This is a genomic window from Halomonas sp. KM-1 (assembly GCF_000246875.1).
Classification (GTDB): domain Bacteria; phylum Pseudomonadota; class Gammaproteobacteria; order Pseudomonadales; family Halomonadaceae; genus Halomonas; species Halomonas aerodenitrificans.
The window spans coordinates 95,557-118,939 of record NZ_BAEU01000154.1 but is presented as its reverse complement, the minus strand read 5'-3'; the positions used below and the strand labels follow the sequence as shown (position 1 = coordinate 118,939).

Annotated in this window: 18 protein-coding genes; 7 read left to right on the top strand and 11 right to left on the bottom strand. The window is 64.7% G+C overall.

All coding sequences use genetic code 11. The annotated features are described in order from the left end of the window. The first annotated feature begins 19 nt into the window (after positions 1–19). Complete coding sequence (locus B8115_RS20395) at positions 20–685, top strand: class I SAM-dependent methyltransferase (protein ID WP_083861902.1); 666 nt, start codon at positions 20–22, stop codon at positions 683–685. 11 nt (positions 686–696) lie between these two features. Here the strand turns inward: B8115_RS20395 and plsB are convergent, their stop codons facing one another. Both plsB and B8115_RS24000 read right to left on the bottom strand, forming a co-directional pair. Beyond that, positions 697–2,712, bottom strand: a complete 2,016-nt coding sequence (gene plsB, locus B8115_RS20390; protein WP_010629709.1) for a glycerol-3-phosphate 1-O-acyltransferase PlsB — start codon at positions 2,710–2,712, stop codon at positions 697–699. After that, positions 2,658–3,125, bottom strand: coding sequence for a hypothetical protein (locus tag B8115_RS24000; protein ID WP_010629708.1), 468 nt, complete (start codon positions 3,123–3,125; stop codon positions 2,658–2,660). The genes plsB and B8115_RS24000 overlap by 55 nt, the downstream gene beginning before the upstream one ends. 124 nt (positions 3,126–3,249) lie before the next feature. Here B8115_RS24000 and B8115_RS20385 point away from each other — a divergent pair, with 124 nt between their 5' ends. Next, positions 3,250–4,371 (top strand): phosphatidylserine/phosphatidylglycerophosphate/cardiolipin synthase family protein, encoded by a 1,122-nt coding sequence (locus tag B8115_RS20385; protein WP_010629707.1) that lies wholly within the window; start codon positions 3,250–3,252, stop codon positions 4,369–4,371. A 27-nt stretch (positions 4,372–4,398) separates the two neighbouring features. On the opposite strand, the gene B8115_RS20380 is transcribed toward B8115_RS20385, so the two are convergent. Further along, positions 4,399–5,061 carry a YecA family protein gene (locus tag B8115_RS20380; RefSeq protein ID WP_010629706.1) on the bottom strand — a complete coding sequence of 221 codons (663 nt, stop codon included), beginning with the start codon at positions 5,059–5,061 and terminating at the stop codon, positions 4,399–4,401. Between the two features lie 81 nt (positions 5,062–5,142). On the opposite strand from B8115_RS20380, the gene B8115_RS20375 reads away from it, so the two are divergent. Then, a complete protein-coding gene (locus B8115_RS20375) occupies positions 5,143–5,712 on the top strand; it encodes a SprT-like domain-containing protein (RefSeq protein ID WP_010629705.1) in 570 nt (189 codons plus the stop codon). A 151-nt stretch (positions 5,713–5,863) separates the two neighbouring features. After that, positions 5,864–7,813, top strand: coding sequence for an acetate--CoA ligase (acs, locus tag B8115_RS20370; protein ID WP_010629704.1), 1,950 nt, complete (start codon positions 5,864–5,866; stop codon positions 7,811–7,813). A 50-nt stretch (positions 7,814–7,863) separates the two neighbouring features. Here the strand turns inward: acs and B8115_RS20365 are convergent, their stop codons facing one another. The 4 genes from B8115_RS20365 to ligD are packed head-to-tail and all read right to left on the bottom strand — an operon-like array spanning position 7,864 to position 12,582. Next, complete coding sequence (locus B8115_RS20365) at positions 7,864–9,024, bottom strand: Ku protein (RefSeq protein ID WP_010629703.1); 1,161 nt, start codon at positions 9,022–9,024, stop codon at positions 7,864–7,866. Then, a complete protein-coding gene (locus B8115_RS20360) occupies positions 9,017–9,793 on the bottom strand; it encodes a Ku protein (RefSeq protein ID WP_010629702.1) in 777 nt (258 codons plus the stop codon). Before B8115_RS20360 ends, B8115_RS20365 begins: the two co-directional genes overlap by 8 nt. Continuing rightward, the gene (locus B8115_RS20355) at positions 9,793–10,014 is read right to left on the bottom strand and encodes a hypothetical protein (protein WP_010629701.1); all 222 of its coding nucleotides are present in this window, start codon (positions 10,012–10,014) and stop codon (positions 9,793–9,795) included. The genes B8115_RS20360 and B8115_RS20355 overlap by 1 nt, the downstream gene beginning before the upstream one ends. A gap of 27 nt (positions 10,015–10,041) precedes the next feature. Then, positions 10,042–12,582 carry a DNA ligase D gene (ligD, locus tag B8115_RS20350; RefSeq protein WP_010629700.1) on the bottom strand — a complete coding sequence of 847 codons (2,541 nt, stop codon included), beginning with the start codon at positions 12,580–12,582 and terminating at the stop codon, positions 10,042–10,044. A gap of 248 nt (positions 12,583–12,830) precedes the next feature. Here ligD and B8115_RS20345 point away from each other — a divergent pair, with 248 nt between their 5' ends. Together B8115_RS20345 and B8115_RS20340 are read left to right on the top strand one after the other, a co-directional pair. Continuing rightward, positions 12,831–14,120 (top strand): ATP-grasp domain-containing protein, encoded by a 1,290-nt coding sequence (locus B8115_RS20345; RefSeq protein WP_010629699.1) that lies wholly within the window; start codon positions 12,831–12,833, stop codon positions 14,118–14,120. 17 nt (positions 14,121–14,137) lie between these two features. After that, on the top strand, positions 14,138–16,180 hold the full coding sequence (locus tag B8115_RS20340; protein ID WP_010629698.1) for a CocE/NonD family hydrolase: 2,043 nt from the start codon (positions 14,138–14,140) through the stop codon (positions 16,178–16,180). 237 nt (positions 16,181–16,417) lie between these two features. Here the strand turns inward: B8115_RS20340 and B8115_RS20335 are convergent, their stop codons facing one another. The 3 genes from B8115_RS20335 to B8115_RS24115 form a co-directional block, all read right to left on the bottom strand. Then, positions 16,418–16,936: a ferritin-like domain-containing protein gene (locus tag B8115_RS20335; RefSeq protein ID WP_010629697.1), complete on the bottom strand. Its 519-nt coding sequence runs from the start codon at positions 16,934–16,936 to the stop codon at positions 16,418–16,420. Between the two features lie 42 nt (positions 16,937–16,978). After that, the gene (locus B8115_RS20330) at positions 16,979–17,815 is read right to left on the bottom strand and encodes a manganese catalase family protein (protein ID WP_010629696.1); all 837 of its coding nucleotides are present in this window, start codon (positions 17,813–17,815) and stop codon (positions 16,979–16,981) included. A 153-nt stretch (positions 17,816–17,968) separates the two neighbouring features. Next, the gene (locus B8115_RS24115) at positions 17,969–18,262 is read right to left on the bottom strand and encodes a general stress protein (RefSeq protein ID WP_010629695.1); all 294 of its coding nucleotides are present in this window, start codon (positions 18,260–18,262) and stop codon (positions 17,969–17,971) included. Between the two features lie 334 nt (positions 18,263–18,596). On the opposite strand from B8115_RS24115, the gene B8115_RS20320 reads away from it, so the two are divergent. Beyond that, on the top strand, positions 18,597–19,259 hold the full coding sequence (locus B8115_RS20320) for a response regulator transcription factor (RefSeq protein WP_010629694.1): 663 nt from the start codon (positions 18,597–18,599) through the stop codon (positions 19,257–19,259). A gap of 104 nt (positions 19,260–19,363) precedes the next feature. On the opposite strand, the gene B8115_RS20315 is transcribed toward B8115_RS20320, so the two are convergent. Next, entirely contained in the window at positions 19,364–23,317 is a 3,954-nt protein-coding gene (locus tag B8115_RS20315; RefSeq protein WP_010629693.1) for a NahK/ErcS family hybrid sensor histidine kinase/response regulator, read from the bottom strand. Positions 23,318–23,383 lie beyond the last annotated feature (66 nt).

Sequence of the window (23,383 nt, the reverse complement as noted above, 5' to 3'; positions counted from 1 at the left end):
GGATGGCGCGGCGCTCGAGCTGCGGCGTGAGGCGGGCGCGCTGGTACTGGCTGGCGATCCGGCGCGTTACGGCAAGCCCCTGCGCATCGATTTCGCCGAGGGGCGTGCGGCCCACCGGCGTCGCTTCGGCGGCGGCCGCGGTCAGCTGATCGCCCGGGCCTGTGGCCTTGCCGCCGGAATCACTCCCAGCGTGGTCGATGCCACCGCCGGCCTTGGCCGCGATGCCTTCGTGCTGGCCAGTCTCGGCGCCGAGGTGCTGCTCGTGGAGCGTGTGGCCCAGATCCATGCGCTGCTGGAAGACGGCCTGGCGCGTGCCGCCAGTGATGCCGACACGGCCGAGATCGTCGCCCGCATGCGCCTGGCCCATGGCGATGCCACTCGCGAACTCGCGGCGCTGGTGACCGCCAGCGGCATCGCGCCTCAGGTGGTTCACCTCGACCCCATGTTCCCGCATCGCGAGAAGTCAGCGCTGGTCAAGAAGGAGATGCGGCTGTTTCGCGAGCTGGCCGGCGACGACGACGATGCGCCGCGGCTGCTTGAGATGGCGCTGGACGTCGCCACCCATCGGGTGGTTGTCAAGCGTCCGCGCAAGGCGCCGCCCATCGTGGGGCCGGCGCCGCACCACGTCATCGAAGGCAAGACCAGCCGATACGACCTCTACGTTCACCGCTCACTCAAGGGCTGACTCGGCACCGATCAGTTATGACTGACCAGCTGTAACCGGTGCCTTAGCGCCGGATCGTACAGCTCGCCGGTTCGCTGTGCAGCGCTGCGCAGGCGCTCGTCGAACCACAGCCGATCCTCCCGCTCCCAGATCCACCCTTCGGCTTCCAGGCTCACGATCAGACTGGCGAACAGGGTGCGGTCGAAGAACTCCGGCGCGTCGCGACCCGACAGCAGTGCCAGTCGCTCGGTCAATTGCTGGCTGCGCTCGGCCAGGGCGTCTCGTCCCAGGGTGCCGGGGGCCTGGGCCAGTAGAATGGCCAGCAGCAAATAGCCGCGCTCCAGCGAGGGCTGCATCAGTCGCGCCAACAGCCGTAGCTGCTCGCCGGCCTCCAGCGAGGCGGGGCGCTGCCAGCCTTCGTCGGTTCGCTCCAGCAAGCCTTCCCGGCACAGCGCTTCCAGCATCACCGGCAGTGCCTCGCTGAGTGTTACCGGGGTGAGAAACAGCTCGCGCGAGAGGATCGGCCAGGGTGGCCCGAGCTGGGCCTCGAGGCTCTCCAGGTCGTGACGCGGAGCGTGGCGGAAGGCGAAGGCGGTCAGGCCGGCCAGGGCGAAGAGGTGCAGCACGTTGTTGCGATACCACACCAGCAGGTTGGCCTGCTCGGTGGTCGCGACCAGGATATCGCCCAGCGCATGCGACCGACGCTCGATCATGCCCAGCGCCACGACCTGGTCGATCCACTCGTCAGGTTCGCCTCGGGGCAGGCTGGCATGCTGGCCGCCTCGGCAGTGACGCTGCAGCGCCGTCAGCAGCGCGAGCTGGCGCGACATCAGGCTGGCCTCGATGGCGTGGTGGGGCGTGGCCAGCAGCACCAGGGCCACCAGATTGACCGGATTGAGCGCTGCCGCGGCGTTGATGCGCCGGGCCAGCTCGTCACCGAGTCGGGGGACTGCCTGGTTGAGCCAGGGCGGCTTTGCCTCGACGAGATCGTCGCGCCATGCCGGCACGGCCTCATCGAGGAAGGCGCCGAGCGGCAGTGGTTCGCCGACGTTGACCGTGACCTTGCCGAACGGCTGGCGCAGTTGGCCAATGACCCGCAGCAGAGCCCAGGGACTCTCCTTGCGCTTCTTGCCGCCGCGCATCTCGCGCTGGTAGCTGGCGTTCTCGATGATGCGCTCATAGCCGATGTAGACCGGAATGAAGGCGAGTCGAGGTGGTGTGGTTCCTGCTGCACTACGGAGGTATGAGCGCATCGTCATCGACAACATGCCGGGTCTTGCCGGGAGCATACGCCCGCTACGCGAACGACCGCCTTCGATGAAATACTCCAGCGGGTGGCCGCGCTCCAGCAGGCGGTGCAGGTATTCATTGAAGACCGCCGCGTAGAGCGGCTTGTCGCGAAAACTGCGGCGCATGAAGAAGGCGCCGCCACGGCGCAGCAGCGGGCCGATCAGCAGCATGTTGAGGTTGCGTCCGGCAGCGACATGGGGTGGCATCAGGCCGTCGCGATAGAGCACGTAGGAGAGCAGCAGATAGTCGATGTGGCTGCGGTGGCAGGGCACGTAGACCAGCGTATGATCGCCCGCCAGCGCCTTGACCCGGTCGAGACCGCGGACTTCGACACCGTCGTACAGGCGGTTCCACAGGCGCCGCAGCAGGCCGTCCATGAAGCGCAGCACCGGGTAGGTCATGTTCGAGGCGATCTCGCGGCCATAGCGCAGGGCACGCCGCTGCAGGCGTTCGGGCGAGCGCTTCTCGCTTACCGCCAACTCGTCGATCACCCGGCGTACCTCGGGGCTGGATGCCACGCCCTCGATCAGAGTGCGGCGGTGCGAGAGGTCGGGGCCGAGCACCCGCGTGCGCATGCGCCGGAAATGGATGCGCAGCAGTCGCGCGCTCTTTCGATTGGCCACCGCCGGGCCGCGTTCGTCGAGCAGATCGCGCAGGTCGAGGGGAGCGCCAAAGTGCACCTCCACGCTCTTGCCGTTGATCACTACCGACAGCGCCCGGCGCAGCCGGCCGGTGAGCTGCCAACTGTCAGCCGCCAAAAGCCGAAGCGCTTGCCTGGGGCGCGGCCCCAGAACACGCTCACCGGGACCAGTTGGATCTCGGCGTCGGCATGTGCGGCAAGGTATTCCAGCGCCTGACGAAAAGGGGCCTCGAAGGCGCGACCGCGCCGCCACAGGCGGGGCCTGACGGGCAGCGCCATACTGGCCGCTAGCTCCAGTCCCGGCAGGTGGACCTTGCCCTTGGGCGACGGCAGGCCATGGCGCTGGCACAGTACCTCCAGCAACAGGTCATCGGAGAGTGCCGGATGTGGCAGTACGTAGAGAGTGGGCCGTGACGGGTCGAGTCCCAGGTCGGTCGGGTCGGGCTCGATGAGCCGGGTGTCGACCCAGGCCTTGATGATGCCCTTGAGCGGGGCGCGGAGCAGTGTGAGCAGCGAGTCGGCCAGGGCCATTCCATTGCCTCGATAGTGTAGCAAGGCCCCAGTATAGCCATGCTTGTCTGCCCCGGTCAGGTGCCGCTTTCCCTGGCGCGGCAAACGTGCGTCAATCGAGCCAGACAAGGAGAGGGAGACGGCCATGCACGGCGTATGGCGGGATGGCAATCGGTTCGAGCTGCTGGCGGAGTCGTCGCGCTTCCTGCCGGCGATGTTCACTGCCATCGAGGAAGCGCACCGCTCGATACTGATCGAGCTCTACCTGATGGAGTCGGGGCATCTGGCCACGGCACTGATCGAGGCCCTGTGTCGCGCTGCACAGCGCGGCGTGGCGGTGGCCTTGATGCTCGATGCCTACGGTGCCATGGGGCTTTCGGGAGAGGACCGACGGCGCCTGGAGCAGGCCGGTGTGGCGCTGCGCCTGTTCAATCCGCTGGGCATGCGCTCGCTGACCCGCAACCTGATGCGAGATCACCGCAAGCTCGTCGTCGTCGATGGCAGCGTGGCTTTCACGGGGGGCTTCGGCGCGGTCGATGAGTTCCTCGAGGCCTGGTACGAGGTGGCGGTGCGCATCGAAGGTCCCGTGGTGGCCGACTGGGTGCGGCTGTTCTCGCGACTGTGGGATTCGCCGTTGACCCGAGGCGACGGAGAGGCGTCCCTGGTGCGCCATCTGACGCTCGAGCTGGCGCCTCGCGAGGATTACCAGGGCATGCGCGGCCGCGTGGTGTGGGGGCAGGGTTACCGCTACCAGGCCATTCGCCACTCGCTCTACGGCCGGGTGTCGTCGGCACAGCGCCGCATCTGGCTGTGCACGCCCTATTTCGTGCCAACCTTCAGCCTGCGCATGCGATTGGCTCGGGCTGCCCGCCGCGGCGTCGACGTGCGGCTCCTGCTGCCCGGACGCGACCACGACCACCCATGGGTGCGCTACGCCGGCCAGCGCTTCTATCGGCGGCTGCTGCGTGCCGGGGTACGCATCTTCGAGTTCCAACCCACCTTCATCCATGCCAAGTTCTCACTGGTCGATCAGTGGTCGAGCCTTGGCTCGTGCAACTTCGATCACTGGAGTCTGCACTGGAACCTGGAGGCCAATCAGGAGGTGGATGACGTGCGCTTCGCCAGCGAAGTGGCGGCCCTGTTCGAGCGTAACTTCGCCGCCAGCCGTGAGATCACCTACCGCGAGTGGTTGCAGCGTCCGCGCTGGCAGCGTTTCAAGGAGTGGCTATTCGGCAGCTTCGATGCATGGCTGACGCGGCTGCGGTGACGGGTACCTGGGTTTGGCCAGGCAACCCTACCGCTTGCCGCCGGGCTTGCCCTTGCCGGGGCCCCGCCCGGCGGGCTGCTTCTTGCGCGGCATCGGCTTGGGCGTCTCCGGCGGTACGCGGTAGTGCAAGTAGAGATCCAGCACCAGGTCCGGCAACTGCCCGACCAGCGACTCCAGGCGCGCGCTGTCCGCTGCCATCTCGGCCATGTCGGGCTCGTCGTCGAACAGACCCGACAGCGCCATGAACGGCAATAGCAGGGTGGCGACGGTCTCCTCTTCCTGCTCGAACCAGGCCGCTTCGTCGAGGAATACGCCCTCCATGAAGCCGGCGCACCAGTCGCCGACGGGTGTCTCCTCGGGCGGCAGGCCGTCCAGGCTTAGATCGAAAGGCAGCTCGGGAAGCCCGCCCTGTTCCAGGGTATCGATGGCGTTGCCGTGCAGCTTTTCCAGCAGGCCCAGAATCTCGCTGCGCTCCCCGGCATCGGCGAATGCCGGCTCGCCGTGGAACAGTTCGGCTACCCAGGTGGCGGATTCCACCTCGCGGGGCGCCACGGCAAGCGCGACGAGAAAGCCATGGGCAGAGATCAGGTCCAGCGCATCGGGGTCGACGCTCTCGGAGTCGAGAAACTCGTCGAGGCGTTCGAGTTCTTCGTCCTCGAGTAGGGGCTGGGGCAGGGGCGTGTCGGACATCGGGCCTCTCGCATAGCATCGTGAAGGCGGTGTGGCCGAGAGGGCTGGACACCGCCGTGGCGGAACGTCATTTTAGCACCCATGAGACGACCCGCGCTTCCCGATCCTTGCCCCGAGTGGCTGGCCAGCCTTGACGACGCTGCTCTTCACCGCGCCCTGCTGGAGCGGGTGGAGGCCGCCTGGCAGCTGTGCCATGACTATCATCCCGCGCTGCCCCGGCCCAAGGTGTGGTTCGACCTGCGTGGCAAGTGTGCCGGACAGGCCCATTATGGGCGCGGCGGCCTGCGCTTCAACCCGGTGCTCTACGGTGAGAATCGTCGCGCCTTCCTGCGCGACGTGGTGCCTCACGAAATGGCTCACTGGCTGGTGCGCCACCTGAGCGACGGCCACAAGGCGAGGCCCCATGGGCGCGAATGGCGTACCGTGATGGAGCGGTTGTTCGGGCTCGAGGCGAAGGTGACCCACACCTTCGATACCGGGCGGGCCAGCCCGACGCCCCATCGCTATCACTGTGGCTGCCAGGTCCACTATTTCACGTCGCAGCGCCACTCGCTGGCGCGCAAGGGGCGCCGTTATCGCTGCCTCTCGTGTGCTGAGACCTTGGTCTATCAGCCCTTTGTAGAGCATGGAAAAGTTGCTACAAACGCATGATTCGTAAAGAAAAAATCCTGATACCAAGGTCTAAGAGTTAGGCCCGCTTCGAGGGTATATGCTGTTGGGCGAATCTGATGCCGGCGCATTCAATAACAAGGCAGCCGGTAACATCCACCGAGAGGGTGCATCTCCTGGAAGAGGCTAGCCAATGACCGATCAGCAGAAAGTCTATCCGGTACGCGACGACATCGCCGCCAACGCCTGGATCGATCGCGAGAAGTATCAGGCCATGTATCAGCAGTCCGTCGACGACCCCGAGGGCTTCTGGGCCGAGCAGGCCAAGCGCATCGACTGGTTCAAGGCGCCGACCAAGATCAAGAACACGACCTTCGACCCGCACAACGTCGACATTCGCTGGTTCGAAGACGGTACCCTGAACGCCAGCGTCAGCTGCCTCGACCGCCATCTGAAGACGCGCGGCGACCAGACCGCCATCATCTGGGAAGGCGACGACCCCAAGGATTCCAAGCACGTCAGCTACCGTGAGCTGCATGCCAAGACCTGTCAGCTTGCCAACGCGCTCAAGGAACTCGGTATCGGCAAGGGCGACGTGGTCACCCTCTACATGCCGATGATTCCCGAAGCGGCCGTGGCCATGCTGGCCTGTGCCCGCATCGGTGCGGTGCACTCTGTGGTGTTCGGCGGCTTCTCGCCCGACGCCCTGGCCCAGCGTATCGTCGGTGCCGACTCCAAACTGGTGATCACTGCCGACGAATCCGTACGCGGCGGCAAGCACGTACCGCTCAAGGACAACGTCGACGCTGCCCTGACCCGCAAGGGCACCGAGGTGTGCGAGAACGTGCTGGTGGTCAAGCGCACCGGCGGCGACATCGAGTGGAAGGAAGGTCGTGACGTCTGGTATCACGATCTGGTCGACAAGCAGGCGGCCGACTGCCCGGCCGAGGAGATGAACGCCGAGGATCCGCTGTTCATCCTCTACACCTCCGGCTCCACCGGCGCGCCCAAGGGGCTCAAGCACACCACCGGCGGCTATCTGGTCTATGCCAGCCTCACCCACCAGTACATCTTCGACTATCAGGATGGCGAGGTTTATTGGTGTACCGCCGATGTGGGCTGGGTCACCGGCCACAGCTACATCGTCTACGGTCCGCTGGCCAATGGTGCTACCACGCTGATGTTCGAAGGCGTACCGAGCTATCCCAGCCACGGACGCATGGGTGAGGTCGTCGACAAGCACAACGTAGCCATCCTCTACACCGCCCCCACCGCCATCCGCGCACTGATGGCCCACGGCGACGGCGTGATGGACTCCAGCAAGCGCGACAGCCTGCGCCTGCTCGGTTCGGTGGGCGAGCCGATCAACCCCGAGGCGTGGGAGTGGTATCACCGCGTGATCGGCAACTCCAAGTGCCCGATCGTCGATACCTGGTGGCAGACCGAAACCGGCGGCATCCTGATCTCGCCGCTGCCGGGCGCTATGGATCTCAAGCCGGGTTCCGCCACGCTGCCGTTCTTCGGCGTGCAGCCGGCCCTGCTCGACAGCGAGGGCAACGAACTCCAGGGCGCCGTGGACGGCAACCTGGTGATCAGCGACTCCTGGCCCGGCCAGGCACGCTCGATCTGGGGCGACCACGATCGCTTCATCCAGACCTACTTCTCCACCTACAAGGGCTACTACTTCACCGGTGACGGTTGCCGCCGCGACGAGGACGGTTACTACTGGATCACCGGTCGCGTCGACGACGTGCTCAACGTTTCTGGCCACCGCATGGGAACCGCCGAGATCGAATCCTCGCTGGTGGCCCACGAGGCCGTGGCCGAGGCTGCCGTGGTGGGCTTCCCCCATGACATCAAGGGCCAGGGCATCTACATCTACGTGACCCTGAACGATGGCATCGAGCCGACCGACGAGCTCAAGAAGGAGCTGACCCAGTGGGTGCGCAAGGACATCGGGCCGATCGCCTCGCCGGACGTCATCCAGTGGGCGCCGGGCCTGCCCAAGACCCGCTCGGGCAAGATCATGCGCCGTATCCTGCGCAAGATCGCCGCCAACGAGACCGATGGCCTGGGCGACACCAGCACCCTGGCCGACCCGAGTGTGGTGGATGATCTGATCGAGAATCGCGCGATCAAGTGATAGCGCACGCTACCAACTTCCTAGCCGGCCTTCGGGCCGGCTTTTTCGTCTCAGCCGGCGGCGGCGATGGCCTTGGCCAACTCGGCCTTGCTCATGCGGCTGCGGCCGGGCAGGTCGAGCTGCTGGGCGCGCTCGTAGAGCTCGTCGCGGGAGAGATTCTTCAACTCGGCCAGCTCGGAGCTGCGGCGCTTGCCTGTGCCGCGCTGGCCTGACGGTCGTTTCTTCGCCTCGCTACGGCTGGCTCCCGGCTTGGTGTGCTTTTCCGTCTTGTTCTTGCCGGCGTCGTTGCGCGTCTCCTGCCCGGGCGGGCGCCCTTCGGCCAGGCTCTGCTTGAGCACCTGCATCAGGTCGACCACTTCGCCTCCCTGCTCCGGCTCGACATCGGCGGTATCCACCTCGTCCAGCGCGATCACATCCTCGCCGCGCGCGAGCTTCTCCGCGGCGCGGGCGACGATACGCTGGCTCTGCAGGTCCTGAAGCTCTTCGCGTTCGAAGTTGTTTTCCGTCAGGGACTCGATGGCCTGCTGCATGGCCTTGGCCCGCTGCTTGTCGGGCTGGGTGGCCTCGGGCAGGGCGATATCTTCGGGGGTGCGAACCTCCTCGGCGAAGCGCAGCGTCTCGGCGCGCAGGATCCCCTTCTCGGCGATGATTGCCACCAGGTACTCCTTGCCGCGCATGACGAAGGTGGCAATGCCGGCACGCCCGGCGGACTCCATGCTTTCCGCCAGCAGGCGGTAGGCCTTGGTCACGCCTTTATCGGGGGTCATGAAATAGGCACGCTGGAAATACATCGGGTCGATCTCGTCGAGGCCGACGAAGCGCTTGAGGTCGATCTCCTGGGACTTCTCCGGGGCCAGCGAATCGAGCTCGCGATCTTCCACCACCACGAACTCGTTCTTCTCCACCTCGTAGCCGCGGATCAGCTCGTCGTAGTCGAGCACACGCTCCTCCTTCTCGCAGAAGTAGCGCCTTGCCAACGGTGTGCCTTGCGCGTCGACCATGCGCAGCGACACCGGCTTGGGCCGGTTGGCCGGGTAGAGGTTGACCGGCAGGCTGACCAGGCCGAAGGTGATGGTGCCCGACCACAGCGGGCGCGGGCCGCTGGCGTGGAAGCGTCTCTTCTCCTCGCCCTGGGCCGATTCGCTCTCCTCTTGCGTCTTGCGCTTCTTCTTTGGAGTCTTGGGCTTGGCTTTGGATTTTTGACTAGGCACGTTTGCGCTCCTTCTTCAGGCTGGCCTCGAGCGCCTTGGAGAGGTCGTCGGAAGCTTCGCGGCGGCGAATCGGCGTGACCTTGACGCTCTTGCCGTGCCGCTTGGCCTCGATCAGCTCCAGCACCCGCTCGCGGTACTCGTCATGGTATTCGTCGGGGTCGAACTCGGCCTCCAGCATGCCGATCAGCTGGCGTGCCATATCGAGCTCCTTGGCGTCCAGCGCCTTGCCCTTGGGCGGCTCCAGGGCGTCCACCGGCACTACCTGCTCCTCGTGGCGCAGCGACATCAGCATCGGCACGCCGCGATGCAGGCGCAGGGCGCCGACGTAGCTCTTCTTGCGCATCACCCAGCGTGCCAGCCCCTCCTTGCCGCTGTTGGCCAGCGCCTCGGCCAGGGCGAAATAGAGCGACTCGCTGCCATCCGGGCCCAGGTAGTAGGGGCGGTCGTACCAGCGATGATCGATGACCTGCGGCGGCATGAAGCGGATCACCTCGATGTCGCGGCCCGAGTCCGGCTCCAGTGCCTCGAGTTCCTGTTTATCGAACACCACCAGGCTGCCCTCGTCGGTGCGATAGGCGCGGCGGGTCTCGGCGTGGGGTACGATCTCGTCGGTGTCGGGATTGACCATGGCCTGCTTGACCGGCGAGCGGTCCTTCTCGTGCAGCAGGCGAAAGTGCACGCTGCGGTCCTGCACCGCGGAGTAGAGTTTCACCGGGACCTCCACTTCAGCGAAGCGGATCACGCCCTTCCACATCGCTCGTGCGGCCATCAGCGTTCCTCCTCGTGGCCTGTGTCTTGTTCGTGACACTTCTCTTCTTCGTGACATTCGGGGCACAGCGTGTCACGAGTGTCGAAGCGTGCCGCGACGCAGGCTGGACAGATCGGCCGATCGCAGTAGATGCAGTGGTAGCCTGCCTCGTAGTGGAAGGTGCGCAGGCAGAACTGGCAGGTCTCGGGGCCGCTCTCCAGCCACCAGGGTGCTTCGCTCATGGCATTCTCTCCGGTACAAGGCCAGTGTCATTTCACGCCCACGGCCTTGAGCAACTTGGTATCCAGCGGGCGTGCCGCCTCGCTGAAGCCGGCCCAGGGATCCTCGCGCAGGGCCGAGAGCCGCCGGCGCAGGTTCTGCACGTTGTAGCGGTCGGCGCGCAGTGCGGCGTTGAGTTCGTCCCAGCGGATCGGCACCGCTACCGGGGCGTTCTGGCGAGCGCGCACCGTGTAGGAGGCCACCGCCGTGGCGCCGCGGCCGTTGCGCAGGTAGTCGATGAAGATGCGCCCCTCGCGTTTGGCCTTGGACATGTTGGTGGTGAGCCGCTGCGGATCGTCCTTGGCGTGAGCCTCGGCAACCCCCTTGGCGAAGGCCTTGGCCCGGTCCCACTCGGCGCCGGGTTCGATCGGCACCACCAGGTGCAGCCCCTTGCCGCCGGTGGTGCGCAGGAAGGGGGTGAGTCCCAGCGACTCCAGCCGCTCGCGCAGGGTGCCGGCGACCCGCAGGATTTCCTTCCAGGCGATGCCTTCGTCCGGGTCGAGATCGAACACTAGATTGTCGGGCTGTTCGAGGTGGTCGATGCGGCTACCCCAAGGATGGATCTCCAGCGCGCCAGCCTGCACCAGGCCGATCAGATCGGCGGCGGACTCGACATAGACGTACTCGGCGCTGCCTTTCTTCTCCGGCACGTCGATGCGCGGCACGCTGTCGGGAATGGCGCTGCGTGGGTGCTTCTGGAAGAAGCACTCGTCGTTGCGCCCCTGGGGGCAGCGCACCAATGACAGCGGCCGCCTGGCCAGGTGGGGCAGCACCCACTCCTGGATCTGCTCATAGAAACGCGCCAAGTCGAGCTTGGTCAGCCCCTGCTCGGGAAACAGCACCCGGTCGGGGCTGGTCAGGCGCACGCCAAGCAGCGAGGTTTCGTCCTTGCGCTTGCGCGTGGCCGGCTTGTCCGGCTTGGCGTCCTTTGTCGAAGTGCCTTCGGCAGCCATCTCCTTGGTCGGGGTCATGCGAATTTCCTCCGGATTGCGATCCTCACGCAGGCCGCGAAAGGCCGGGTGACGCAGGCGGCCGTCGCGGGTGCGTTCGGTGAACTCCACCTCGATCACCAGCTCGGGGCGCACCCAGTGCACGGCGCGGCTGTCCGGCACGCTGCCGTGAAAGGGGGAGCGTTTCACTTCGAGCTCCTGCAGGGTGGCGCTCAGTCGTTCGAGCAGACGATGGCTGAAACCGGTGCCAACGCGCCCGGCGTATATCAAACCCTGCTTGCCGTAGGCGCCCATCAGCAGCGAGCCGAATCCGCTGCGTGAGCCGCCGGGCTCGGTGTAGCCGCCGACGATGAACTCCTCGTGGCTGACGCACTTCACCTTCAGCCAGTCGCGGCTGCGCTTCTGCTGGTAGCGGCTGTCGGCGCGCTTGCAGATGATGCCCTCTAGCCCCATCTGGCAGGCGCGCTCGTGGAAGGCCTCGCCCTGAGCGTCGAGATGGTCGGAGTAGCGGATGGTGCCGTTTGCCGAGGCCATGTCCGCCGCCTCGAGCAGTGCCGCGAGTGTGCGCTTGCGCTCCAGCAGAGGCACCTTGGCCAGGTCGTATCCCTCCAGGTAGAGCAGGTCGAAGAGCTGGTAGACCAGGGCAGATGTGCGGCCGCTGGAGAGCGCCTCCTGCAGCTCGTCGAAGCGGCTGATGCCATCCTTGCCCATGGCCACCACCTCACCGTCGAGCAGCGCCGAGTCCACCGGCAGCGGTTCGAGCGCCCGGGCGATCCCGGCAAAGCGCTGGGTCCAGTCCTTGCCATTGCGGGTGATCAGGCGCACGTCGCCCTTTTCGATGCGGGCCAGCAGGCGATAGCCGTCGAGCTTGATCTCATGGATCCACTCGCCCTGGGTTGGCACCTCGCGGGCCAGAGTGGCCAACTGCGGCTTCACTTCTCTTGGCAGCCTGGCCTTGCGTGCACCGTCGAGACGGCTTGGATCGGGAAGTTCGGTCGTGTCGGCGCCCCAGGTATCGTCACGCTCCTCGGCGATTTCGCCCATGCTGCGGCCGCTGACGATGCTTTCGTCCAGATCTACCGTCAGCGATGCGTCCATGCGCGGCTTGTCGTCGTGGCGCTTGATGAGCAGCCAGTTGCGAGCGTGCTTGTCCTGACGTTTTCCGCTCATGCGGGTCAGGGTCCAACTGCCCTTGAGCCTTTCGCCGTCGAGCTCGATATCGATTCGGTCCGGCTTGGGCTTGCCCTTGAGCTGCCAGGTGCCGCGGTCCCACAGCATCACGGTGCCGCCGCCGTAGGATTTTTCCGGAATCACGCCTTCGAACCCGCCGTACTCCAGCGGGTGATTCTCCACTTCCACGGCCAGACGCTTCTCGCCGGGTTCGAGGCTCGGCCCCTTGGGCAGCGCCCAGCTTCTGAGCACGCCGTTCTGCTCCAGGCGCAGGTCGAAGTGGTCGTGGCTCGCCGCGTGCTTGTGCATCACGTAAAGGTTGCCCGTTGCCGATCCCTTGTCGGTTCCACCGGCAGGCTCGCGGGTGCGCTCGAAATCGCGCTTGCGGCGATACTCCTCGAGTTTCTCCATCGGCTCCATCCTTGGCCGCTGATTGCGGTACACAGCCACACCTTCAGCCTAGCTGCGCTTGTTCCTGGCGCAAATACCAACGCTATCCGTCATCTTGGGTTCCGTTGTGTTTCCTCAGAGTGCCCATGGGTAAAGAATCGTCTTGGCCGTGGAACCTTTGGCGCCGGCTCCTTATCTTGTGAAGGGTAAGGAAGCAGGAAGTCCCGGGATTGGGGTTTCCAAAAAAGTACCGTCATGGAGACAGATGGATGAAGCGGAACATTTTCGTCGTGGCGCTGGAGGAAATTCAGCGCGAGGAGCTGGAAACCTTGCGCCACTCCGACCAGTTCGAAGTGCACAGCTTGCTGTCGGTCAAGACAGCCGTCGAGTCACCCCAATTTTCCTTTGACGAACTGTTGGACCAGGCGCGCCAGAAGCTCGCAGCGTTCGACGGTTCCGTCGATGCCATCGTGGCCCAATGGGATTTTCCCACCAGCGTGATGGTCCCCATTCTGTGCCGGGAGTACGACATACCCTCGCCTTCGGTGGAAAGCGTACTCAAGTGCGAGCACAAATACTGGAGCAGGCTCGAGCAGCAGAAGGTCATTCCCGAAGTCGTACCGGAATTCTGCGCCGTCGACCCCTTCGTCGAGAATCCGCTTTCCCAGGTAACACTCGACTATCCCTTCTGGATCAAGCCGGTCAAGGCGTTCTCCTCGCACCTGGGCTTTAGGATCGAGAACGACGAGCAGTTTCATGCTGCCATCGAGGAGATTCGCCAGGGTATCCGTCAGCTCGGCGACCCGTTCAACGAGGCGCTGCGCCATGCCGAACTGCCATCGCACATACAGGAAATGGACGGCAATTCCTGCATTGCCGAGCAGATCGTTTCCGGGGTGCAAGGCGCACCTGAAGGCACGGTATATCGCGGTGAGTTCAACGTCCACGGCATCATTGCCCAGCCCAACTCGGTCAACAAGGAGATCCCCTACGACCGGCTGGAGTACCCGAGCAATCTGCCCGAGCGCATCCATCGTGAAATGATCGATGTCTCGCGTCGCTTCCTCGAGCACATCGGCTACGACAACGGCTGCTTCAACGCCGAGTTCATGTGGGACGAGGCTCAGGACAAGCTGTGGCTGATCGAGGTGAATACCCGAATCTCACAGTCTCATAGCGAGATATTCATCATGGTCGACGGCATGTCCAACCATGAGGTGGCGGTCGACATCGCTTTCGGCGAGCGTCCTTCGCTGGCCAATCGGCAGGGCGTGGCAGCGGTGGCTGCCAAGTGCTACATCCCCTACGAACATCGCGATGGCATCGTCAAGCGGGTGCCGAGCGAAGCGCAGATCGAGGCGCTCACCCAGCGCTTTCCGGGCACCAAGGTGAGGATCGACGTGGAGCCCGGCACTCGCCTGGGCGAACTGATGCATCAGGACAATTTCTGCTATCGCCTGGGCACTCTTTACGTGGCAGGCGAGGATCATGATCAGATCGAGGAGCGCTACAGAGCCTGTCTGGAGGCCCTCGAGTTCGAGATCGAACCCATCGAATGAACCCGCAAGGAGGAACCATGAGCATCATGGATTCGTTTCCCTACCAGGTTCGCGAGATAGAGAACGTCTTCATACCGATGCGCGACGGGGCTCAGCTGGCAGCCAGGATCTGGCTGCCGGAGGGAGCCGAGGGAACGCCCATGCCGGCGATACTGGAGTATATCCCTTACCGCAAGCGTGACATCACCCGCGCGCGCGACAACGCCAACCACGCCTACATGGCCGGGCATGGCTATGTCTGCGTGCGGGTGGACATGCGTGGCAGCGGCGACTCCGACGGCGTGGTCACGGATGAGTACACCCAGCAGGAGCAGGAGGATGCCGTCGATGCCATCGCCTGGCTCGCCGAGCAGCCCTGGTGCGATGGCAACATCGGCATGGTGGGTATCTCCTGGGGTGGCTTCAACAGCCTGCAGGTAGCTGCCCGGCGGCCACCCGAGCTGAAGGCGATCATCAGCATCTGCTCGAGCGACGATCTCTACGCCGACAACATGCACTACATGGGCGGCTGCCTGCTCGGCGACAACCTCTCCGAAGCCACGGTCATGTTCGCCTTCAACAGCCTGCCGCCGGATCCGCAGATCGTCGGCAACCGCTGGCGCGACATGTGGTTCGACCGCATGGAGAACAGCGGCCTGTGGCTCGAGCCCTGGCTCGAGCATCAGCGCCGCAGTGCCTACTGGACGACCAGTTCGGTGAACGAGCACTATGCGGCGATCCAGTGCCCGGTATATGCCATCGGCGGCTGGGCGGATGGCTTCACCAACACCGTGCTGCGCCTGATGCAACACCTCGAGGTGCCGCGTAAGGGGTTGATCGGACCCTGGGGCCACAAGTATCCGCATCAGGGGCTGCCGGGGCCGGCCATCGGCTTTCTGCAGGAGGCGCTGCGCTGGTGGGATCATTGGCTGAAGGGCCGGGACACGGGCATCATGGACGAACCCATGCTGCGTGCCTGGCAGCAGGACAGCGTGCCGCCCGATACCTCCTATGAAGAGCGGCCCGGGCGCTGGATCGGTGAGTCTGCCTGGCCTTCGGCCAACATCAGCGAGCGGCGCTATGAGCTTGGCCCTTATACCATCCACATGGGTGAAGGCCACGGCGGGCCTCACCAGCGCAACGCTCAGGAGAGCGCCCTGGCATTGCAATCGCCGCTGAGTGTGGGTCTGGCGGCGGGCAAGTGGTGCTCTTATGCCGCAACGCCGGACCTGCCCGGCGACCAGCGCGAAGAGGATGGCGGCTCGCTGATCTTCAGCAGCCGAGAGCTGGCCGAGCCTGTGGATATCTTCGGCATGCCTGAGATCGAACTCGAGATCTCCAGTCACAAGCCCCAGGCGATGCTCGCCGTGCGTCTCTCGGACGTGGCGCCCGACGGCAAGGCGACCCGAGTCACCTATGGCTTGCTCAACCTTTCTCATCGTGACAGCGACGCCGACCCCGAGCCGCTGGTACCGCATCGCCGCTATCGGGTGCGTATCCCGATGAACGGTATCGCTCAGCGCTTTCCGGCAGGACATCAGCTGCGCCTGTCGGTCTCGACCTCCTATTGGCCCCTGGCCTGGCTGCCGCCGGAGCCGGCTCAGGTCGACATCTACCCTGAAGGCAGCGCGCTGATACTGCCCGAGCGAACCCCGGGGGAAGAGGATCGGCGCCTGCCGGAGTTCAACGAGCCCGAAGAAGCGCCCCCGCTCAACGTGCACACCTATGCGGCCAGCGAGCACAACTGGCTGCTGCATCGCGACCTGGCGACCAAGGAGTCCACCCTCGAAGTGATCAACGATCAGGGTCATTTCCGTATCGAGGACATCGGTACCGAGGTGAGGCGCAGCACCCGCGAGTGGTATAGCACCTTCAACGACGATTTCACCTCGGCGCGCGGTGAGACCTATACCGAGCGTGCGTTCAAGCGCGACGACTGGAACGTCGAGGTTTACACGCGCACGGTGCTGAGCTGCGACGAGAGCAACTTCTACATCCACGCCCAGCTCGATGGCTATGAGGACGAGTACCGCGTCTTCTCCAAGAACTGGGAGAAGGTGATACCGCGCGACCATATGTGATCGATCCACCTCGCTCGGATGCAATAGCGCCGTGCCTCTGGGCACGGCGCTATTGTCTCGTATGGCTCACGTCTGGGCATGGCGCGTGCGAGTCGGGCGGGTGAGAGGTGGGGCCGTGAGGCTACGCTGCAAGGCAGTGCACGACGGAAAAAACCCCGGCGGGGAGCCGGGGAGGCGGGGGGCCTACGGAAATGCACTGGGTCTATCAAGAAGCGGCGCTCTTGGGAAACGGTGCGCTCAGGTCTTGGCGCGCAGGTCGCTATCCTCAGAACGCTCCAGGAACTGCTGCGTGATCTCGTCGAGGTGATTGCCGAGCCACTCTGCCATGGCCTCCTCCTCCTTGAGAATCTCTTCGCAGATCCGGGCGATCTCGGGCTTGCCCACCTTGTTGGCCGCCTGGATCAGAACCTTGTAGCTGGAGATCTCGAAGTGCTCGAAGGCGTAGCTGGCCATGGCGCCCTTGACCACTTCGTCGCCTGCCATCATGCCGCTCATGCCCTGACCGAAAGCGGCAAGCTTGCCGCCCAGGTCCTTGACGGCCGATAGGTCGGTGCCGAGCAGCGCGATACACTGCTCGATTTTCTCCGTCTGACCGCGCGTCTCGGTCAGGTGCTGCTCGATGCGCGACTTGAGCTGCGGATAATGCTCCAGGCGGCTGGCCTGGGCTTCGAGCATCTTTTCCGCCTGCTTCTCCATGGCATGCGCATCGCGCAGCCAATCTTCCAGATGTTTGGGGCTTTGCGGTTCGGTACCCATTGGTTCTCTCCTTAGGTGTCGTCCATGATGATTCCACCGGATTCACTGCGGCGGGTTGATCTGCTCTTCCTGAGCGCCGGAGTGGGGCTTGGCCGGGCCCAGCTTGGGCTCCTGGCCCTCCGGTGCCGGCTGGTTCCGCACCGAGAATTCGCCGCGACCGTCGAACGACGGGCCTTCGCTCCAGCGACCCTTGGGCGCTTCCTTGTCCAGCAGAGTGTTGAGGTAGTAGTAAGAGTGCTCCGTCGCCTCGTGTGCCTCGGGCGTGGCGTTGGGAATCGGCAGTTGGGCCTCAAGGCCGCCCATCTCCTCTATCACGGCCAGCCACTGCTGCTGATGGGCCGTATCGCGGGCGATCAGGAAGGCGAGGAAATCCTTCATGCCATGATCGTCGGTCCAGTTGTAGAGACGCGATGCCAGCACGCGACCGCCTGCCTCGGCGGTGACGTTGGCCAGCATGTCCGCACCGACGTTACCGGTGGCGTAAATGTGGCTCATGTCGAACGGCACGCCATTGGCATTTTCCGGCAGTGCGGCAAGGCCGGAGGAGAGTAGATGGCGTGGGTTGGTGCCACCCAGAATGGCGTGTACCACCGGGTCCTTGGCCGAGGCTTCCTGATAGGAGACCGGAGCACCCTCCAGGTTGAGGGCGACGGCATGGCCGAGCATCTCGATATGCGAGAGCTCCTCGGTGGCCGTCGAGATCAACATGTCGCGAATGCGGTCGTCGCCGCGAGCCCCCATGGCCTGGAAGAAGTACTGCATGGCAACCCGGATCTCGCCCTCGACGCCGCCGATCGCCTGTTGCAGCAGCATGGCGAATTCAGGGTTCGGCTTGTCGACCTTGACCGGGTATTGCAACTTCGACGAGTGATGAAACATGGTGCCTCCTGCTGCTCGACACTATGACCACCTCCAGCACGGCAGTCCCTGCCCAGACAAAGCCGGGTACGGCTTGCCTGTGAGCTGAAGGAGATGGCCGAGAGGCACAGCCTGTCGGAGCGGAACTCCGACAGGCTGTGCTCGACAAGGCGCTCAGTGGCCTTGGCTCTTGCCGCCTTTGCGGCCGGCTTCGGAGGCTTTCTGACGGTCGTTGGCAAAATTGCCCCCGCTGTTCTGACCGCCCTTCTGGCCGGCCTGAGACGCTTTCTGCGGATCGTTGGCGAAGTTACCGCCACTGCGCTGGCCGCCTTTCTGGCCCGCTGCAGAGGCTTTCTGCGGGTCGTTGGCGAAGTTGCCGCTGCTGCGCTGGCCGCCCTTCTGGCCGGCTGCGGAGGCCTTCTTCGGGTCATTGGCAAAATTGCCGGGGTTCTGGTTACGCTGTGCCATGGTCTACTCCTTGAGGTTCCGTTCGTACACGTAGTCGTGTACTGAGTACTTCCATTTACCGGGGATCCGGCACTGCTGGCGTCTGCCATCGTCTTTGAAGATAGGAGCCGGGTTTCTCCGCTATCAAGGACGTTGCTGTATCCATGTGAAACGGATGTTGTCCCATTCACGCAGCGTTGTATTGGCATGGAAGGGCGCAAGACGAATGAATGGTCGACAGCGGCTTCCATGCGCTTGGGAAGCGCCCAAGCATGGGGTAACATGCGGTGAACAATCGAATTGCCCCATGTGTGGCGGCCGTAGGCCCCGTGCTCGAGGAACCGGAGGAGAATCCATGGCCTTTGCCCAGAAATTCATCGTTGCCGATGACCATCCGCTGTTCCGCGCAGCGCTGACTCAAGCGTTGCGCCAACTGGCACCCCAGGCCGAGATCGTTGAAGCCGATACCATGGAGGCGACCAGCGAGGTGGTGACGCGTCATCCCGATGCCGATCTGATCCTGCTCGACCTGCACATGCCGGGGGCTCACGGTTTTTCCGGCCTGATTCAACTGCGCGGTCAGACGCCTGACATTCCGGTGGCGGTGGTCTCCGGCAGCGACGAGCCCCACGTGGTGCGACGCGCCATCGATTATGGCGCCTCCGGCTTCATCCCCAAGTCCTCATCCCTGCAGCTGATCGCCGAGGCGGTCGGCGAAATCCTCGACGGCGAGGTGTGGCTGCCCAAGGAGCTGGCCGACAGCCTGGGCGATGCCAACGAGGAGGAGACCCGCTTCGCCGAGGCCATCGCATCGCTGACCCCGCAGCAGTTCCGCGTGCTCAACATGCTCACCGAAGGGCTGCTCAACAAGCAGATCGCCTACGAGCTGAACGTCTCCGAGGCCACCATCAAGGCCCACGTGACCGCCATCCTGCGCAAGTTGGGGGTGCACTCCCGCACCCAGGCTGTGATTGCAGCCCAGAAACTCGAGGTCGAGCCGCCCAAGGTCGAGTCCTGACCGACCAGCGACAGGCAGCCCCAAGCGCAACGACCGCCGGATGACAGCATCCGGCGGTCGTTGCGTTTGGGGCGTTGCGTTTTGAGCATTACGGTTGGGTAGGATCAACCTTCCTGTCGGGCTGCCCGGCTGGCCTGCAACGTGCGGGTCAGCAGGGCGCGCAGAGCGGCGGGGCGCACCGGCTTCTGCAGCAAGTGGTAGCCGCTGCGGCGAATCACCTCGGCCACCTCTTCGGTGCGGTCGGCGGTGATCACGATGCCCGGCACGGCGCTCTCCAGTCTCTCGCTCAATGCCTCGAGCGCCATCAGGCCGGTCACTTCGTTGTCGAGGTGGTAGTCGGCCAGGATGGCGTCCGGCTCGCCGTCGAGGTTGCGCAGCACCGACTTGGCGCCGCCGATGGTGGTCGCGGTATAGACCTCGCAGCCCCAGCCGGAGAGCATCGCCTTCATGCCTTCGAGAATCAGCGTCTCGTTGTCGATGCACAGCACGCGGGTGCCGACCAGCTTGTTGCCCACGCGGCGCGACGAGGCGGCCTCCTCTGCGCGCTCGGTATCGCTGCGTGGCGCCACCACCGGCACGCTGACGGAGAACATGGTGCCGATGCCTTCGCGGGAGAAGACCCTGATCGGATGGTCGAGTACCCGGCTCATGCGGTCGGCTATGGAGAGGCCAAGCCCCAGCCCCTTTTCGCTCTCCTTGTGCCGCGATGCCTGATCCAGGCGGCGGAACTCCTGGAAGATCTCCGCCTGTTTGGATTCGGGAATGCCCGGGCCGGAGTCCCACACCTCGATGGTCAGGCGTGACCCACGGCGCCGGCAGCCCAGCAGCACGCGACCCTCCTGGGTATAGCGCAGCGCGTTCGAGAGGAAGTTCTGAACGATTCGGCGCAGCATCTGCGGGTCGCTGTCGACCCAGATTCGCGTCGGCACCACCACCAGGTCGAGGCCGCGCTCTTCGGCCATCACCTCGAACTCGGCGCGCAGCGGCCGGAAGATGTCCGCCAGGGCAAAGTGGCTTCGCCGCGGCGTCAGAGCGCCGGCATCGAGCTTGGAGATGTCGAGCAGGGTGCCGAGCAGCTCCTCGGCGGCCTGCAGCGAGTTGTCGATATGGCCGATGGTACGCTTCATGTCCACCGCGTCCATCTCGTTGGAGAGGGCCGAGGTGAACAGGCGCGCGGCGTTAAGTGGCTGCAGCAGGTCGTGGCTGGCAGCGGCCAGGAAACGGGTCTTGGAAGCGTTGGCATCCTCGGCCACCTGCTTGGCCTGACGCAGCGCCTGCTCGGCCTCGGCCCGCACCCGGTTCTCCTGGCGCAGCGCTGTGTTGGCTTCCGACAGCGCCTGAGTACGCTCGCGTACCCGCTCCTCCAGGGTCTCGTTGGTCTCCTTGAGCGCGATCTCGGCCAGGCGCCGCTCGGTGATGTCCTGGTAGAGCGAGAAAAAGCCGAGGATGGCGCCGCTGTCGCCGAAGTGCGGGGTATAGGTCACCAGCATGTAGCGCAGATCGTCGCCGAGGTGCATCGACACTTCGAAGCTGACCCGCTCGCCGGCCAGGGCCCGGCGTATCCAGGGCTCGCGCTCCTGCGCCATCTCGTCGCTGATGACGGCGTTGACGTGCTTGCCGATGACTTCGTTGCGGTCGATGCCGAAGGCCTGCTCGTAGGCACGGTTGGTAAAGAGGTAGCGGCACTCCTTGTCGAAGTAGGCGATCAGCGCCGGCACGTTGTCGGTGTAGATACGGATGTTGTTCTCGGAGCGAATCAGCGCTTCCTCGATGCGCTTCTGCTGGGTGATGTCCTGATAGGTATAGACGAAGCCGCCGCCCGGCATGGGGTTGCCCTGCACCTCGAGGACACTGCCGTCCTGGCGGTAGCGCACGTAGCGATGGGGCTGGCCGTCGCGGATATTGTCGATCAGCAACTGCACGTGCTCTTCCGGATCGCCGGGGCCGTATTCGCCGTTGTGGGCGTTGTAACGGAAGATCTTGTCGATCGGCGCACCCACGCGGATCAGATGGTCGGGGAAACGGAACAGCTCCAGATAGCGCTGGTTCCACACCACCAGGCGCATGTTCTGATCGACCACGCTGATACCCTGGTTGATGTTCTCGATGGTGGCCTGCAGCAGGGCCCGGTTGAACTCCAGCACCTGCGAGGCTTCGTCGACGATGGAGATCACGTCGGAGATGCCGATGCCGCGGCCCTGCAGCGCCGAGTTGACCACGATGCGCGCCGAGGAGGCGCCAAGTACCGAAGCCAGGAAGCGCTCGGTGAACTGGATCACGTCGATGGAGGCACGGTTGCCGTCTTCCAGCGGCTTGCCGGTGCGCCGGGCGTAGTCGTCGAAAGCACGGGCCACCTGACCGGCACCAAGGAAGCGCTCGCACAGCACCTTGAGATCGCCCACCGTAGTGGCGCCGGTCCAGGGGCGGTTGACCGAGGTCTGGCGGGTCTCGACGCTGTCGACGAACAGCGAGGCCTGAATACGCTCGACCACACGCTGCGAGGTGATCTGGGAGACGAAGATGTAGCAGAACAGGTTGATGCCGAGCGAGAGCATCACGCCGTGAGTGAAGGCGTCGCCGAAATTGAGCCCGAACAGCGCGGTGGGTGTCAGCCAGGGGTGGCCGAAGGGGCCGCCACTCAGCCACTGGGCAGGCAGCACGCCGCCCTGGATCATCGCCGGCATCAGGAGGCTGTAGGCCCAGATGGCAAAGCCGGCGTTCATGCCCACGATCACGCCCAGACGGTTGCCGCGCTTCCAGTAGAGCCCGCCGATCAGGGCCGGGGCGAATTGGGCCGCGGCGGCGAAGGAGAGCATGCCGATCGACGCCAGCGAGGTGAATTCGCCGATCAGCTGATAGAAGCCATAGGCCAGGGCCAGAATGACGCAGATGGTGATGCGGCGGGCCTTGAGTACCAACCGACCGTAGTCGCGCGGTCTGGCATCGAGCCAGCGCATACGGAACAGCAGCGGTATCACGATCTCGTTGGAGATCATGATCGACACCGCCACCGTGGCCACGATCACCATGCCGGTGGCTGCCGAGAAACCGCCGATGTAGGTGAGCAGGGTCAGCCACTGCTGCTCGGCGGCCATGGGCAGCGCCAGCACGAAGGTATCGGGTTCCACCGAGCCGTCGGGGAACAGGGCCAGGCCGGCGGCGGCGATGGGCAAAATGAAGAAGGCAAACGCCACCAGATAGAGCGGAAACAGCCAGCGCGCCTTGGCGGCATCGCTGGGGTGCGTGTTCTCCACCACGGCGACGTGGAACTGGCGCGGCAAACAGAAGATCGCCAGCATGGCCAACAGCGTCTGGGCCCAGAAGCCGCGGCCGAAGTTCTGGTCGGCCAATTGGCGCTGCAGTTCCAACTGGGTATCGGCCAGCGCCATCAGCTCGCCGAGCCCGCCGAACATGCCCCAGGTGACGTAGGCGCCCAGGATCAGGAAGGCCAGCAGCTTGACCATCGACTCGAAGGCGACGGCGTGGATCAGGCCCTCATGGTGCTCGGTAGCGTCGGTGTGGCGGGTACCGAACAGAATGGCGAAAGCGGCCATGACCAGGGCGACGAAGAACGCCGTATCGGCGAAAACCGGCGTATGGGTGATGTCGGCCGCATCCGTCAGTACGGCGAAGGAGGTCGCCACGGCTTTCAGCTGCAAGGCGATGTAGGGCAGCGTGCCGATCAGTGCCACCAGACTGGCGAAGGCGGCCAGCGACTGCGTCTTGCCGTAACGCGAGGCGATGAAGTCGGCGATCGAGGTGATGTTCTGGCGCTTGGCCACGCGAATCATCTTGGCCAGGATCGGCCAGAACAGCAGGAAGGTGAGGATCGGACCCACGTAGATGCTGGCGAACGACCAGCCGGCGGTGGCTGCCTGGCCCACCGCGCCGTAGAAGCTCCAGGAGGTGCAGTAGATGGCCAGCGCCAGTATGTAGATAGCCGGACGTTTGCGGCTCGAGCCGCGCTGGCGTGCGTTACGGTCGCCCAGCCAGGCGATGCCGAACAGAACGGCGATATAGAGCAGCGAAACGGCGATCAGCAGCCAGCCGGCAAACATTCTATCTCCCCCCGGTAACTGCTCACCATTCTAAAGCGATATCGACCCGAGAACACTCGGGCCGAC